Source organism: Alitabrizicola rongguiensis (assembly GCF_021491355.1).
Taxonomy (GTDB): domain Bacteria; phylum Pseudomonadota; class Alphaproteobacteria; order Rhodobacterales; family Rhodobacteraceae; genus Aliitabrizicola; species Aliitabrizicola rongguiensis.
On record NZ_JAKENF010000002.1, the window covers coordinates 45,127 to 58,415 of the forward strand.

General features: G+C 63.9%; 13 protein-coding genes. 9 read left to right on the forward strand and 4 right to left on the reverse strand.

The annotated features are described in order from the left end of the window. Positions 1-11 precede the first annotated feature (11 nt). The 3 genes from L0V05_RS06190 to L0V05_RS06200 all read right to left on the reverse strand — a co-directional run bounded on the left by L0V05_RS06190 (position 12) and on the right by L0V05_RS06200 (position 3,317). Positions 12-1,328 (reverse strand): pilus assembly protein TadG-related protein, encoded by a 1,317-nt coding sequence (locus L0V05_RS06190; RefSeq protein ID WP_234869250.1) that lies wholly within the window; start codon positions 1,326-1,328, stop codon positions 12-14. Between the two features lie 2 nt (positions 1,329-1,330). Then, complete coding sequence (locus tag L0V05_RS06195) at positions 1,331-1,744, reverse strand: TadE/TadG family type IV pilus assembly protein (RefSeq protein ID WP_234869251.1); 414 nt, start codon at positions 1,742-1,744, stop codon at positions 1,331-1,333. Positions 1,745-1,886: 142 nt separating this feature from the next. Then, the gene (locus L0V05_RS06200) at positions 1,887-3,317 is read right to left on the reverse strand and encodes a Glu/Leu/Phe/Val family dehydrogenase (protein WP_234869252.1); all 1,431 of its coding nucleotides are present in this window, start codon (positions 3,315-3,317) and stop codon (positions 1,887-1,889) included. 404 nt (positions 3,318-3,721) lie between these two features. Between L0V05_RS06200 and L0V05_RS06205 the strand changes: the two genes are divergently transcribed. The 7 genes from L0V05_RS06205 to glpX all read left to right on the forward strand — a co-directional run bounded on the left by L0V05_RS06205 (position 3,722) and on the right by glpX (position 9,955). Beyond that, a complete protein-coding gene (locus L0V05_RS06205; RefSeq protein ID WP_234869253.1) occupies positions 3,722-5,305 on the forward strand; it encodes a Tad domain-containing protein in 1,584 nt (527 codons plus the stop codon). Further along, positions 5,302-5,865 (forward strand): TadE/TadG family type IV pilus assembly protein, encoded by a 564-nt coding sequence (locus L0V05_RS06210; RefSeq protein WP_234869254.1) that lies wholly within the window; start codon positions 5,302-5,304, stop codon positions 5,863-5,865. Before L0V05_RS06205 ends, L0V05_RS06210 begins: the two co-directional genes overlap by 4 nt. A 59-nt stretch (positions 5,866-5,924) precedes the next feature. Then, positions 5,925-6,491: a pilus assembly protein gene (locus L0V05_RS06215; RefSeq protein WP_234869255.1), complete on the forward strand. Its 567-nt coding sequence runs from the start codon at positions 5,925-5,927 to the stop codon at positions 6,489-6,491. A gap of 104 nt (positions 6,492-6,595) precedes the next feature. Beyond that, positions 6,596-6,862, forward strand: coding sequence for a hypothetical protein (locus L0V05_RS06220; RefSeq protein ID WP_234869256.1), 267 nt, complete (start codon positions 6,596-6,598; stop codon positions 6,860-6,862). A gap of 81 nt (positions 6,863-6,943) precedes the next feature. Further along, positions 6,944-8,230, forward strand: a complete 1,287-nt coding sequence (locus L0V05_RS06225) for a homoserine dehydrogenase (RefSeq protein ID WP_234869257.1) — start codon at positions 6,944-6,946, stop codon at positions 8,228-8,230. A gap of 3 nt (positions 8,231-8,233) precedes the next feature. Then, a complete protein-coding gene (locus tag L0V05_RS06230) occupies positions 8,234-8,917 on the forward strand; it encodes a ceramidase domain-containing protein (protein ID WP_234869258.1) in 684 nt (227 codons plus the stop codon). A 72-nt stretch (positions 8,918-8,989) separates the two neighbouring features. Beyond that, complete coding sequence (glpX, locus tag L0V05_RS06235; RefSeq protein WP_234869259.1) at positions 8,990-9,955, forward strand: class II fructose-bisphosphatase; 966 nt, start codon at positions 8,990-8,992, stop codon at positions 9,953-9,955. 3 nt (positions 9,956-9,958) lie between these two features. Here glpX and L0V05_RS06240 read toward each other — a convergent pair whose 3' ends face one another. After that, entirely contained in the window at positions 9,959-10,873 is a 915-nt protein-coding gene (locus L0V05_RS06240; RefSeq protein WP_234869260.1) for a LysR family transcriptional regulator, read from the reverse strand. Positions 10,874-10,981: 108 nt separating this feature from the next. On the opposite strand from L0V05_RS06240, the gene L0V05_RS06245 reads away from it, so the two are divergent. Next, the gene (locus tag L0V05_RS06245) at positions 10,982-11,440 is read left to right on the forward strand and encodes a cupin domain-containing protein (RefSeq protein ID WP_234869261.1); all 459 of its coding nucleotides are present in this window, start codon (positions 10,982-10,984) and stop codon (positions 11,438-11,440) included. 80 nt (positions 11,441-11,520) lie between these two features. Further along, positions 11,521-13,260, forward strand: a complete 1,740-nt coding sequence (gene recJ, locus L0V05_RS06250; protein ID WP_234869262.1) for a single-stranded-DNA-specific exonuclease RecJ — start codon at positions 11,521-11,523, stop codon at positions 13,258-13,260. Positions 13,261-13,289: the final 29 nt, after the last annotated feature.

Genomic DNA, 13,289 nt, shown 5'->3' on the forward strand with positions numbered 1-13,289 from the left:
GACCATGCTTTTCAGAGAGCAAGCTTGAAGTATTCGGCCTCGTAGTTGGCTTCCATTCCGGTTCCGCAGAAGGCCATGTTCATGTTGCTGGTGCCAGAGATCGAGCCTCCCGCAACCATCGCCGCCCCCTCAATCCCGTTGGCGTTGGCGGCGAACTCGATGTTGCCCTTGGCGAGCAGCTGGCCACCGAACATCTTCAGGTCAGAGGGGAAGCTGATGTCACCCATGGTCAGAAGCTGGGCACCGCCGCCGGCCGCGCAATGGTCGTCCTTGCCGATCTGGACGCCCGACGCACTGGTGATGGAGGTGTTCTTGGTCGTGCTGGTGGTGCCGATGACCACGTCTTCCAGGATCACGCCCTGCTCGAATTTCACATCGCAACTGGTGATGATCGCAACCTTCGACAGCTTGACGCTGTTCTTGATGGTCAGCGTGTTGTTCCCCTTGTTGCAGGTATAAGTGTAAAGCGTGCCTGACGTCACGTCGGTCTGGTAGACCGTGTTCTTGGTGAAGGTCTTCGTCGTGGCATTGGTGATGTAGCTCGGCAGGTACATCGGATCGCGGTTCTTGATCCCGGTGATGATCGCGTTGATCCGCTGCACGATCCGGATATTCCACGACCCCTCGCGCAGCGCCGCCTCGAGGCCGACGTTGGTCTTGTAGCCGGAGTTCGGCAGTTCCAGATCATCAAGGTCGGGCATCGACACGACCGTGCCCGGTTCGAAGTAGTTGTTGCTGTTCAGCGAGACGTAGTTGTTCGAATGGATGCAGAAGCCGTTCGAGTAGCTGTTGTTGCTTTGGAGATCGACATAGTCCTGCGCCACGAAGCCTTCGCGCAGGCAGGTCGGATAATAGGTCACGAAGACCGAGGACGTGACCACGTCCCAGTCATCCAGCCCGACGAGTTTCAGAAAATAGGTCGGGATCTGGTTTTCGTAGGCGTGGTTGCGCTGTGTGCTGACCTGCACTGCGCTGCGCGATCCGGATTTGGGTGTAAAGGTGCGGGTGTCGGGATCCCAGGTGCCGAAGTCGATATCGTCGGCCGTCAACACCTTGCCATAGACCGACTCCGGCATGTTGAGGGCCGCGACTTCCAGAGCCTTGGTCTTCGCGTCGGCCTCGGTGTGCAATTCGCGCTGCAGCAGGGCCGCATGCGCGGTCGCGTCGGCAGCGACCTGCAGCCGGGTTCTTGCGGTGACGAGATTGCCGATGTCGATTGCATAGCCGGCAAGAGCAAGGCAGGCGACCGTCATGAACAGGCTGAAGGCCGTTACCGAGCCTTTTTCGTCTCTGGCAAAGGTCAAGAGCTTCGAAGGAAACACTGGCATCTTCAGGCCTCCGACAAGTGCTGGGCGGTAACGGTGACGGACAGGTTGTCGAAAGCGCCGACCATTCCGGTCGCTTCGAGATCGCTGATCGGCATCACGACATCGGTGCGGATAATTCCCGTCGAGGTGTCAACTGTCGTATCCACCGCCGCGTTCGGGCTGATGGACGCAATCGCAGCCTTGATGCGATCTTCGGTTGCGGTTTCGTCGGTCTGCCCGATCGACATGGCGCGGTTGGCGTCCTGGACGATGCGCAGGACCTGCGCCTGATCGCTGAAGATGATCGCCGTGTCGGCAATCAGGAAGAAGATGAACATGAACAGCGGGGTCCAGATCACCACTTCGACCGAGGCCGAGCCATCGGACGAGCGCAGGAAACCGCGGATTGCCCTTACGAATGCGTCAAACCCAGCCATGTCTTCACCCCTTGAGCGTCGGGCCGCCGCAGATACGGCCCGGATTCACCCTTATTCGGACAAAGATTGCTAGGACTTGAGGCAGGATTGTGACGACGCCCGGGCGACTTGGTGTCCATTCCGCCCGGGCAGGGAAACAATCCTACAGGCCTTTCGACACATAGGTCGCAGCGACGCGGCTGATCGAGACGATATAGGCCGCGACGCGCAGATCCTCGACATCGTCGCGACCGTGCCAGATGGCGCGCATCGCCTGGTAAGCGCCCCGCATCGTGTCGTCCAGACCAGAGCGTACCAGTTCCAGCTCGCCCGCCCCCTTCAGGTATTGCTCCTTGAAGCCCGGTGACAGGGTCCAGTCCAGTCCCTTGTCCGCCGCAAGGCGCTCCAGCTCGTCCACCAGCAGGATATGCCGGGCCTCTTCCGCGCGCCTCTGCATCCGGCCGAAGCGGATATGGCTGAGGTTCTTGACCCATTCAAAGTAGCTGACGGTCACCCCGCCGGCATTGGCATACATGTCGGGAATGATGACCGTCCCCTTCTGGCGAAGGATTTCGTCGGCGCCGAAGGTGATCGGACCGTTCGCGGCTTCGATGATGAGCGGCGCCTTGATCTGCGCGGCGTTGCCCATGTGGATGACACCCTCCATCGCCGCCGGGATCAGGATGTCGCAGTCAAGCTCCAGAAGCTTCGCCCCATCGTCGACGAAGTTCGCGTCCGGGTAGCCCTTGATCGTACCGTGCTTGGCGATCCATTGCTTCACGGTCTCGACGTGGAGACCGTCCTCGTTATGCAATGCGCCGTCACGCTCGATGATGGCGATGATCTTTGCCCCGTCCTCTTCCGAGATGAACTTGGCAGCGTGATAGCCCACATTGCCAAGGCCCTGCACCACGACCCGCTTGCCGTCGAGATCGCCCGTCAGATGCGCCTTCGCCACATCCTCCGGATAGCGGAAGAACTCACGCAGGGCATATTGCACGCCCCGGCCCGTCGCCTCGACCCGGCCCTGGATGCCGCCGGCATGGGGCGGCTTGCCGGTGACGCAGGCCTTGGCGTTGATGTCGGTGGTGTTCATCCGCGCATACTGGTCGGCGATCCAGGCCATCTCGCGCTCGCCGGTGCCCATGTCGGGGGCGGGCACGTTCTGCGCCGGGTTGATGAGGTCGCGCTTGATGAGTTCGTAGGCGAAGCGGCGGGTGATCTGTTCCAGCTCATGCGGTTCCCAGGCGCGGGGATCGATGCAGAGCCCCCCTTTTGATCCGCCGAAGGGCGTTTCCACCAGCGCGCACTTGTAGGTCATCAGCGCCGCCAGCGCCTCGACCTCGTCCTGGTTCACGCTCATCGCATAGCGGATGCCGCCCTTGACCGGCTCCATATGCTCGGAATGGACCGAGCGGTAGCCCACGAACGTTTCGATCTTGCCCCGCAGCCGCACGCCGAAGCGCACGGTGTAGGTCGAGTTGCAGACCCGGATCTTCTGCTCCAGCCCCGGGCTCAGGTCCATGAGCGCGACCGCCCGGTTGAACATCAGATCGACGGATTCCCGAAAGCTCGGTTCGCCTGCGACAGCCATGAATTTCCTCCTCTGGACGGCACACCCCACCCTTCCGCGGGAGGTGCGCGCTAAGCCTAGGCTCCCTTTGTAAAGGATTCCATGCACAATCTTTGGGCAGATTGCGAAGCGGAACCGGCCGATTCGAATCGGATCTCCGAGACCCGCACCCCTTTACCCGTAGTTCGGGCGCGCGACTGGACCACACAACTCAGTGGCGAGTCCCGGTTCGTTAATTGTGGGGCCATGATGAACAGTCGCGAAGTTCGGCTCGCGACCGTTTCCGCGGTAGCCGGATAACGCCCTCAGGCCGCAATTCGTGCCTCATTTTTGCCTTATCTCAGGGGATATTGGGGCATTGGTTATTATTTCGGCTGCCCTGCGGAGACCCCCTGCAGCGCTTCCGAGGATAGAGGACAGAGTTCATGCGCGGAAAACTCAGACTTCCCGCAAAAGGTGAATCGCTCAAGCGCTTCCTCCAGCAGGAAGACGGCAACATAATTGTGCTCGGCCTCAACTTTCTTGTTCTCATGCTCATGATGGGCGGCATGGCGGTCGACCTGATGCGCTACGAAGTACGGCGCACCGAGTTGCAGCAGACCACCGACCGGGCTGCGCTAGCGGCAGCCGCCCTGAACCAAGACTTGGATGCCGAAGCAGTCGTCCGCGACTATTTCACGAAGGCCGGCCTGATCGACAAACTGGTCGATGTGGACGTGATCGAAGGGTTCAACTCGAAATCGGTCGAGGTCGATGCCCGATCCGACCTGCAGCCGTTCTTCATGCACATGATGGGCGTGACAGACTTGCAGGCCCCGGCCAACAGCATGGCGATCGAGCGCATCTCGGATGTCGAAGTTTCTCTCGTGCTCGATATCTCCGGCTCGATGAACTCCTACAGCCGGATCACGAACCTCAAGAAGGCGGCCAAGGAATTCATCGACGCGATGTACCCGACAAACACGTCGGGGGCCGCCGCCGCCGGGCATACGACGATCACGATCGTTCCCTACAGCGGCCAGGTGAACCTGGGCACAACCCTGATGTCACAGTTCAACGTGACGCGGAACCACACCTACTCATCTTGTGTCGATCTGCCGAGCAGCGCATTCAACAGCACGACCCAGTCGACAACGACGTCGATCCCCCATGCCGGCAGCTTCGACCCCTTCACCAACAGCCGCACGCCGAGCACGATCTTTTGCCCGCCACAGACGGGAAACACCATCACGCCAGTGAACGACGACAAGACCTATCTCAAGAACCGTATCGACGCGCTTGTCGCCGACGGCAACACCTCGATCGACATCGGCGTGAAATGGGGTGCCCTCTTCCTCGATCCGGGGTCAAACGGCATCGTTCAGAACCTCGTCAGCGCCGGAGCGGTTAAGTCCGACTACAACAACCGCCCGCTCGACGCGACCACGACCGATGTGCTGAAGATCATGGTGGTCATGTCCGACGGTGAGAACACGACCCAGTACACGCTGCTGGATCCCTACCGCACCGGCACCTCGAACATCTATCGCCAGACCAGTTCGGGCAAGCTTGCGGTCTACTTCGACCGCTCGGGAACGACCTCGGACTACTACATGCCCGACAACTCGTCCTCGACCCGCTGGCAGACCAAGCCGTTCAACAGCTCGACCGGCTGGACCCAGCTGACTTGGCCCGAAGTGTGGAATACCGCGAGCATCAACTATGTGGCGGCCTCGCTCTATGCACCGGCCTCGCCACTTGGCTACTCCTCGTCGAAATGGCAGGGCATCTTCCGATCGACGACGGCTGACACTACCAAGAACACGCGGCTCCAGTCGATCTGCACGGCCGCCAAGAACAAGGGTTTCACCATCTTCACGATCGGCTTCGAAGCGCCGACCAACGGCAAGGCCCAACTTCTGGCCTGCGCCTCGTCCGCCGGGCACTACTACGACGTAACCGGGATACAGATCTCGCAAGCTTTCCTGTCGATTGCGAGCCAGATCAGCCATCTGAGGCTTACCCAATGATCGCGCACATATTCCACGGCCTGCGTCACAAACTGCGCAGCTATCGCAAAGGCGAAGACGGCACAGCCTCGCTGGAATTCGTCTTCATGATCCCGGCCTTCATGACGATCTTCATGGGGTCTTTCGAGTCCGGTCTGCTCATGACGCGGTACGTCATGGTCGAAAGGGCACTCGACATCACTGTGCGCGACCTGCGTCTGGGCAACTTCGTCGCCCCAACTCACGGGACGCTCAAGGCAGCGATCTGCGCAAACACAGTCATCTATCCTGATTGCAACACCTCAATGATACTAGAGCTGATCCCCGTCGATCAGTCCGCCTGGAACCTTCCCAGCTCTGAGGCGCCATGCGTCAATCGCTCGGCAACGGTCCAGCCTGTAACCGACGAAACCGTGATTGACCCTGGCCAGCAGAACGAACTGATGCTGATCAGGGTCTGTGCGATCTTCGATCCGCTGTTCCCTACCACCGGTCTCGGTCTGCGGCTGAACCGTAGCCAACAGGGCGGTGGCTATGCTCTCGTCGCCGCATCTGCTTTCGTCAACGAACCGCAGAGTTGATCATGCGTATCCATTTGAAACCACGCCTTAAGCGCTTCACGTCGGAAGAAAGTGGATCCATGATCGCCGAGGCGGTCATCATGCTTCCTTTGCTCCTTTGGGCCTATCTTGCGATGTTCATCTACTGGGATGCGTATCGCTCGGAAACCACGGCCGTGAAGGCGAGCTATACCCTCGCCGACATGGTCAGCCGCAACGACGAGGTCGATACGGCCTACCTGTCCGGACTTCACGATGTCTTCGACTATCTGATGAACAACAGCGTCGAAACGGCGATGGTCGTTTCGAGCATTGTCTGGGACAAGACCGACAACCGTTACGAAGTCCTGTGGTCGGAAGCCTACGGCGAAGGGATGCTCGCGCTGAATACGACGCGCGTCGCACAAATTGCTGACCGTCTTCCAATCATGTCAGACGGCGACTCGGTCATTCTCGTGCAATCGCGCATCGAGTATGTCCCTTCAATCGACGTCGGTGTGCCCGATTTCTTCTATCGGCAGTTCATTGTGACCCGCCCCCGCTTGTCGGCAGGCAAAATCGAGTGCACGGATTGCAGGGTCGGCGGCTTGGCTGATGACTCTAACGGCGTGATCGACGTCCAGACCGACGATATCGACGCTTGGTAAGAGCCGCTCGGGCACGGTAAGTCCATCGGACCGCTCGGGTTGCGGGTTTCTGCTGGCCCGCCTATTCTTCCACCATGCCCTCGTTCGAAAGACCGACAGCCCTGATGCTGCTCCTCGCCGCCGCCCTGCCCGGCTGCGAGGCGCCGCATTTCCCCGGCGAGCATCGGACACCCACCGCAGATCCCGCACCCCAGATTGCCCCCTTGCAGGAGGTTCTGGCTGTTGGCAGCGCCCCGACAATCGAGCCCGAGGATCCTGCGGCGCTTCAGGCGCGTGCCGAACAGCTCAGGGCGCGGACTGGCGCGCTCGCGCTTGAGACCACGGATGAGGCCGAACGCGCCCGGCTGCTGCAGGCCGCCGGGGGCGATTGACGCGAATCCCGTAAGAGGGCCGCGTTGCAAGCCGCCGTCCAAGCCGCTAACAGGGCGCGAGAGCTAAGAACGGAGTGTCCCATGCCTGCCCCCCTGCGCCTTGGTCTTGCCGGTCTCGGCACGGTTGGCATCGGCGTGGTGAAGATCGTCCAGACCCATGCAGCGCTCCTTGCCGCCCGCACCGGCCGACCGATCGAGATCGTTGCCGTCTCGGCCCGGGACCGCTCGCGCAACCGCGATGCTGACCTGTCGGGATATGCCTGGGAAAGCGATCCCGTCGCCCTTGCCCGTCGCAGCGACATCGACGTCTTCGTCGAGGTGATGGGCGGTCATGACGGCGCGGCCAAGGACGCGACCGAAGCGGCGCTGGCCACGGGCAAGGATGTGGTCACCGCCAACAAGGCCCTTCTTGCGCATCACGGCCAAGCACTTGCGCTGGCCGCCGAACAGGCGGGCCGCATCATCCGCTTCGAGGCCGCGGTGGCCGGCGGCATACCGGCGATCAAGGCCCTGACCGAAGGGCTTGCAGGCAACCGCATGAAGCGGGTCATGGGGGTGATGAACGGCACCTGCAACTACATCCTGACCCGGATGGAAAGCGCAGGGCTTCCCTATGAGACGGTCTTCGAAGAGGCCCGCCAGCTCGGCTATCTCGAGGCCGATCCGAACCTCGATGTCGGGGGGATCGACGCAGGCCACAAGCTGAGCCTTCTGGCCGCCATCGCCTTCGGCACCAAGGTGAGCTTCGACGCGGTAGAGCTTGAAGGCATTGGCAAGATCTCGATCGAGGACATCCGCCTTGCCGCCGACATGGGCTATCGCATCAAGCTGCTTGGCGTCGCGCAGATGACCGGCCGGGGGCTGGAGCAGCGGATGACGCCCTGCCTCGTGCCCGCCGACAGCCCGCTCGGCCAGTTGCAGGGCGGAACGAACATGGTCGTGCTGGAAGGCGACAGCGTCGGCCAGATCGTTCTGCGTGGCCCCGGCGCCGGCCAGGGTCCGACCGCGAGCGCGGTGATGTCCGACGTGATCGACCTCGCGCGTGGCAGCCGCATCCCGACCTTCGGCCAGCCGGCCGCGACGCTGGCAGAGGCGACGCCGGCCGCCTCGGCGACGCCGGCCGCGCATTACCTGCGCATGACGCTGCTCGACAAGCCCGGCGCTCTGGCCAAGATCGCCACCGTGATTGGCGAGGCGGGAATCTCGATCGACCGGATGCACCAATACGGCCATTCCGACGCCCACGCACCGGTGCTCATCGTGACCCACCGCGCTGCACCGCAGGACATCGCCCATGCGCTGAGCCGCTTCGCCGCGACCGGCGTGCTGGTGGGAGAGCCCGTGGCCCTGAGGATCGAGGAGATCTGAAAGTTGGACTGGACCGCCGCCGTAGACATCTACTGCGAGCGGATCGGGCCTGGTTTCTGGGCGGAACCTGTCAATGCCCTGACGAACCTGGCTTTTCCCCTCGCGGCGGCATGGGCTGCCGCGACGGCGCTCCAGAGGAGCATCCGCGACCCGATCGTCTGGGCGCTCATCATTCTCGCGGGTCTGATAGGCATCGGTTCGTTTCTTTTCCATAGCTACGCGACCCGCTGGTCAGAGCTGGTTGATACCGTTCCGATCTGGGGATTCGTCGGCTTGTTCATCGTGGCCGCCCTGCGTTTCCTGTCCGGCATCAGCGCGCCGGGGATCATGCTTGCCGGGGCCGGCGTGATGGCGGGCGCAGGACTGGTCGCCTTTCTTGCGACCGGCGAAGGTCCGTCCGGCACCGACTGGGCGAACGGATCCTACCAGTATGCCCCCGCCCTGCTGGCGCTGTTGGTTTTCGCGGCCATCGCGTATCGCCGCCGGCATCCTTCCGCCCCGTGGATCACCCTGGCTGTGCTCGTTTTCGCGGCGTCGCTCGGGTTCCGCACGCTTGACCGGGACATCTGCGCAAGTTTTCCGCAGGGGACGCATTTCCTCTGGCACCTCCTGAATGCTTTGGTCGTCGGCCTGCTGTTGCAAATGCTCATCAGGACCGGAGGCTTTGCGTCCCACGCAGACCGTTAGCGCCACCGTGCTTGCCGGTTTCACGACCCTGGGTTAACCCAATCGGGAAAACAGGTTCCAAGGGATGATCGCATGGCCGACGCCACTGAATTTCATGACCGAATGCTTTCGCTCGGCCTCGCGCGGGTCTCAGAGGCGGCGGCCCTTGCCTCGGCCAGCCTGATCGGGCGCGGCGACGAGAAGGCCGCCGACCAGGCCGCCGTCAACGCCATGCGCGACCAGCTCAACCTGCTCGACATTGCGGGCGTCGTGGTGATCGGCGAAGGCGAACGCGACGAGGCGCCGATGCTCTACATCGGGGAAGAGGTCGGCACCGGCAAAGGACCGGCGGTGGACATCGCGCTTGACCCGCTGGAAGGTACGACGCTGACCGCCAAGGACATGCCGAACGCCCTGACCGTGATCGCCATGGCCCCGCGTGGGACGCTCCTGCATGCGCCCGACGTCTACATGGACAAGCTCGCCATCGGTCCCGGCTTCAAGCCCGGCACCGTGACGATGACCATGTCGCCGTCGGAGCGGGTCTCGGCACTGGCTGCGGCCAAGGGTGTCTCGACCGAGAACATCACTGTTTGCGTGCTGGAACGGCCGCGGCACGAGGATCTCATCAAGGAGATCCGCTCCACCGGTGCCTCGATCCGCCTCATCACCGATGGCGATGTTGCCGGCGTCATGCACTGCGCCGAACCGGAAAAGACCGGGATCGACATGTACATGGGCTCGGGCGGCGCGCCCGAGGGGGTGCTGGCGGCCGCCGCGCTCAAATGCATGGGCGGGCAGTTCTTCGGCAAGCTCCTCTTCCGCAATGAAGACGAAAAGGCGCGGGCCCGAAAGGCCGGCATCTCCAATTTCGATCGGGTTTATACCCGCGACGACCTCGTGCGCGCCGACGTGATCTTCGCCGCGACCGGCGTCACCAGCGGCTCGCTCCTGCACGGCATCCGCCGCGAGCCGGGCTGGGTGACGATGGAGACGATCCTGATGCGGTCCAAGACCGGCTCGGTCCGCCGCATCGAATACCGCGCGCCGGTTAAGTAAGTCTCACGACGCAGAAAGGTCCGGTTCCGACCGGGCCTTTCTGGCCAGGAAGGCAACGAAGGCCTTCACCCGCTGCGCGATCAGACGGTTGTCGGGATAGACCGCGTGCAGCGGCACCTTGCCCGGCGACCAGTCGGTCAGGATCGGCACCAGACGGCCCTTTGCGATGTCGTCGCCCACGACGAAGCCGGGCAGTTGGCAGATGCCTGCCCCTTCCAGCGCCGCCAGCCGCAGCGCCCAGCCGTCGTTCAACTCCAGCCGAGGCGCGATCGGTACCTCGACCAACTCGGCCCCGCGGGTCATCGTCCAGATGCGACCTTTACGCAGGTGGCCGAAGTGCAGCAGGTCATGGCCGACCATCTCCATCGGATCCTGCGGTGTGCCGCGCCTTTCCAGGTAATCGGGGCGCGCCACCGTCCAGAGCGGCGAAAGCCCGATCTGCCGGGTGACGAGGTTCGGCTCCACGGCCAGCGTTCCTCGGATCGCAAGATCAAGGCGTTGTTCGATCAGGTTCTTGGCCTGGTTCGACAGGTCCAGCTCGATGCTGATCGCCGGATGCAGCGCCAGGAATTCCGCCACCCAGGGCACGAGAAAGCGCTGGCACAGATCCGGTGGCGCGGTCACGCGCAACCTGCCTTCCGGCGCCGTCTGCTCGGCCCGCGCCGCCCGTTCGGCCACGTTGACCCGTTCAGGCAAATCCGCCAACCGGTCTCGGAAGGCCTGCCCTGCGGGGGTCAACCGAACCACACGGGTGGATCGGTGCAGGAGCCGCACGCCCAGCCGGTCCTCGAGGTCGGCCACCTGCGCGCTGACGGTCGCGCGGGTGAGGCCGAGCCGCCCGGCAGCGCCGGTGAAGCTTTGCTGTTCGGCGACGGCAAGGAAGGCCGAGAGGCCCAGCATCGGATCAACGCTCTTCATTCGTCAAACCATTCTGACAATCCTGTCAGATCCGACCGGATTATCGTCCTGATGTCGAGAGGCTATAGCGGCGCCACTTCAAATCCCTTCCCCTGAATGGAGCAAAAGATGACAACATTCGACAAGGCGGCCTATTCCCACGCAAACGCCGGCGCCATAACCGAAGCCTTCGGTCGCCACATCATCCGCATTACCGCAGAACAAACCGGGGGCCGTCTCGGCTGCTTCGAGGCTGCTGTCCCCGCCGGCGAAGGCCCGCCGCCCCATATCCACGAGGCCGAGGACGAATTCTTCCGGGTGCTGTCGGGTACCTTCGGGTTCTGGTGCAACGACGACTACGTCGAACTCGAGACAGACGGAACGATCTGCGTCCCGCGCGGATCGGTCCACCGGTTCCAGAACATCGGCAGCGACGAGGGGCGGCTGATGGTCGTGATGACCCCGGGCGGGTTCGAGGGCTTCTTCCCCGCCGTAGCCGCCGAGCGCCCGGTGACGCCGGCGGAGATCGACCGGATCGCCGCCCGGTTCCATCTGCGCTTCGTGCTCGAGGCCCAGCAGGCCGCCTGACGCTGACAGGACCGGGAAAGGGCGGGCGATGGCCTGCCCTTTTGCTTGCCAAGCCCGGCCTGAGCAGACAGAACCGGCGCATGGCTGCATTCCTGAATGTCGAACACTCGCTGACCGGCCGGCGCTGGATCGGACCTTCCGCAGAGGAGGATCGGCTGGCCGAGGCGATGGCCCAGCATACCCGCCTGCCCCTGCCTCTCTGCCGCACGCTTGTCAGGCGCGGCGTGACGGCTGAGGAAGCCGAGCGCTTTCTTGCGCCGCAACTGCGTGATCTCCTGCCCGACCCGCTGTCGCTGCGTGACATGGGGATCGCCGCCGAACGCCTGATCCGGGCGGTGAAGGATCGCCAGCGGATCGCGGTCTTCGGCGATTATGACGTCGATGGAGGTTCGGCCTCGGCGCTGCTTCTCACCTGGCTGCGGGCGATGGGGCGGGATGCGACGCTCTACATCCCCGACCGCATCGACGAAGGCTATGGCCCGAACGTGCCGGCCATGGCGGGCCTGGCGCACGAGCATGACCTGATCCTCTGCGTCGATTGCGGCACGCTCAGCCACGAACCGATCGCGGCGGCGAAGGGGGCAGATGTGGTGGTGCTGGACCATCACCTCGGGGCAGAGACGCTGCCCCCGGCGCTTGCGGTCGTGAACCCGAACCGTCAGGACGAGGATGGCGCGCTCGGGCATCTCTGCGCGGCCTCGGTCGTGTTCCTGCTGCTGGTCGAGGTCAACCGCAGGCTCCGCGCCGAGGGGGTTCAGGGGCCGGATCTGATGGCGATGCTCGACCTTGTGGCGCTGGCGACGGTGGCCGATGTCGCGCCGCTGATCGGGGTCAACCGGGCGCTGGTGCGGCAGGGACTGAAGGTGATGGCGCGGCGCGAACGGCCCGGCCTGGTGGCGCTGGCCGATATCGCCCGGATGGACCAGGCGCCGAACAGCTATGCGCTCGGCTTCCTGCTGGGTCCACGCGTCAATGCCGGCGGGCGGATCGGCCGCGCGGATCTGGGTGCGCGGCTGCTGAGCACCGAAGACGCGCAGGAAGCCGCGAGCCTCGCGGCGCGGCTTGACCAGCTCAACACCGAACGGCGCGAGATCGAGATGCGCGTTCGGGACGAGGCGATGGCACAGGCCGAGGCGCGCGGTCTTGACGGCCCGCTCGTCTGGGCCGCGGCACCGGGCTGGCATCCGGGCGTGGTCGGCATCGTCGCCGCGCGGCTGAAAGAGGCGACGAACCGGCCCGCAATCGTGATCGGCATCGACGGGGCCGAGGGCAAGGGGTCGGGCCGGTCGATCTCGGGCGTCGACCTTGGCGCGTCGATCCAGCGGGTGGCGGCGGAGGGGCTTCTCATCAAGGGCGGTGGTCACAAGATGGCTGCGGGTCTGACCGTGGCCCACGACCGGATCGAAGCGGCGATGGAGCGGCTGGGAGAGCTTCTTGCCCGCCAAGGGGCAGGTGCATCCGGCCCGGCGGACCTGAAGCTCGACGGCCTCCTGATGCCCGGAGCGGCGACCCCGCAATTCGTCGAGCAGGTGGAAGCGGCCGGCCCCTTTGGGGCCGCGGCCCCTGCTCCGCGTTTCGCCTTCGCCGCGCAGGCGGTCAGCGCCCGGCGGATGGGCGAAAGCCACCTGCGCCTGAGCTTCGGCATCGAGGATGGGGGGCGGCTGGAGGCTGTGGCCTTCGGTGCCTTCGACGGCCCGCTTGGCCCGGCGCTGGAAAATCCGGGCGCGAACCGCTTCCATCTGGCAGGCCGGCTCGAGATGAACCACTGGCGCGGCCAGAGCAAGGTCCAGCTTCGGCTCGAGGATGCCGCGCGCGCCTGAAGATTCGGCTTGCGCGGCCCCCTCGCCTC

Excerpts from the sequence above, each read along its gene's own strand:
- L0V05_RS06190 (WP_234869250.1), bottom strand. The coding sequence starts at position 1,328 with ATGCCAGTGTTTCCTTCGAAGCTCTTGACCTTTGCCAGAGACGAAAAA.
- L0V05_RS06195 (WP_234869251.1), bottom strand. The coding sequence starts at position 1,744 with ATGGCTGGGTTTGACGCATTCGTAAGGGCAATCCGCGGTTTCCTGCGC.
- L0V05_RS06200 (WP_234869252.1), bottom strand. The coding sequence starts at position 3,317 with ATGGCTGTCGCAGGCGAACCGAGCTTTCGGGAATCCGTCGATCTGATG.
- L0V05_RS06205 (WP_234869253.1), top strand. The coding sequence starts at position 3,722 with ATGCGCGGAAAACTCAGACTTCCCGCAAAAGGTGAATCGCTCAAGCGC.
- L0V05_RS06210 (WP_234869254.1), top strand. The coding sequence starts at position 5,302 with ATGATCGCGCACATATTCCACGGCCTGCGTCACAAACTGCGCAGCTAT.
- L0V05_RS06215 (WP_234869255.1), top strand. The coding sequence starts at position 5,925 with ATGATCGCCGAGGCGGTCATCATGCTTCCTTTGCTCCTTTGGGCCTAT.
- L0V05_RS06220 (WP_234869256.1), top strand. The coding sequence starts at position 6,596 with ATGCTGCTCCTCGCCGCCGCCCTGCCCGGCTGCGAGGCGCCGCATTTC.
- L0V05_RS06225 (WP_234869257.1), top strand. The coding sequence starts at position 6,944 with ATGCCTGCCCCCCTGCGCCTTGGTCTTGCCGGTCTCGGCACGGTTGGC.
- glpX (WP_234869259.1), top strand. The coding sequence starts at position 8,990 with ATGGCCGACGCCACTGAATTTCATGACCGAATGCTTTCGCTCGGCCTC.
- L0V05_RS06240 (WP_234869260.1), bottom strand. The coding sequence starts at position 10,873 with ATGAAGAGCGTTGATCCGATGCTGGGCCTCTCGGCCTTCCTTGCCGTC.
- L0V05_RS06245 (WP_234869261.1), top strand. The coding sequence starts at position 10,982 with ATGACAACATTCGACAAGGCGGCCTATTCCCACGCAAACGCCGGCGCC.
- recJ (WP_234869262.1), top strand. The coding sequence starts at position 11,521 with ATGGCTGCATTCCTGAATGTCGAACACTCGCTGACCGGCCGGCGCTGG.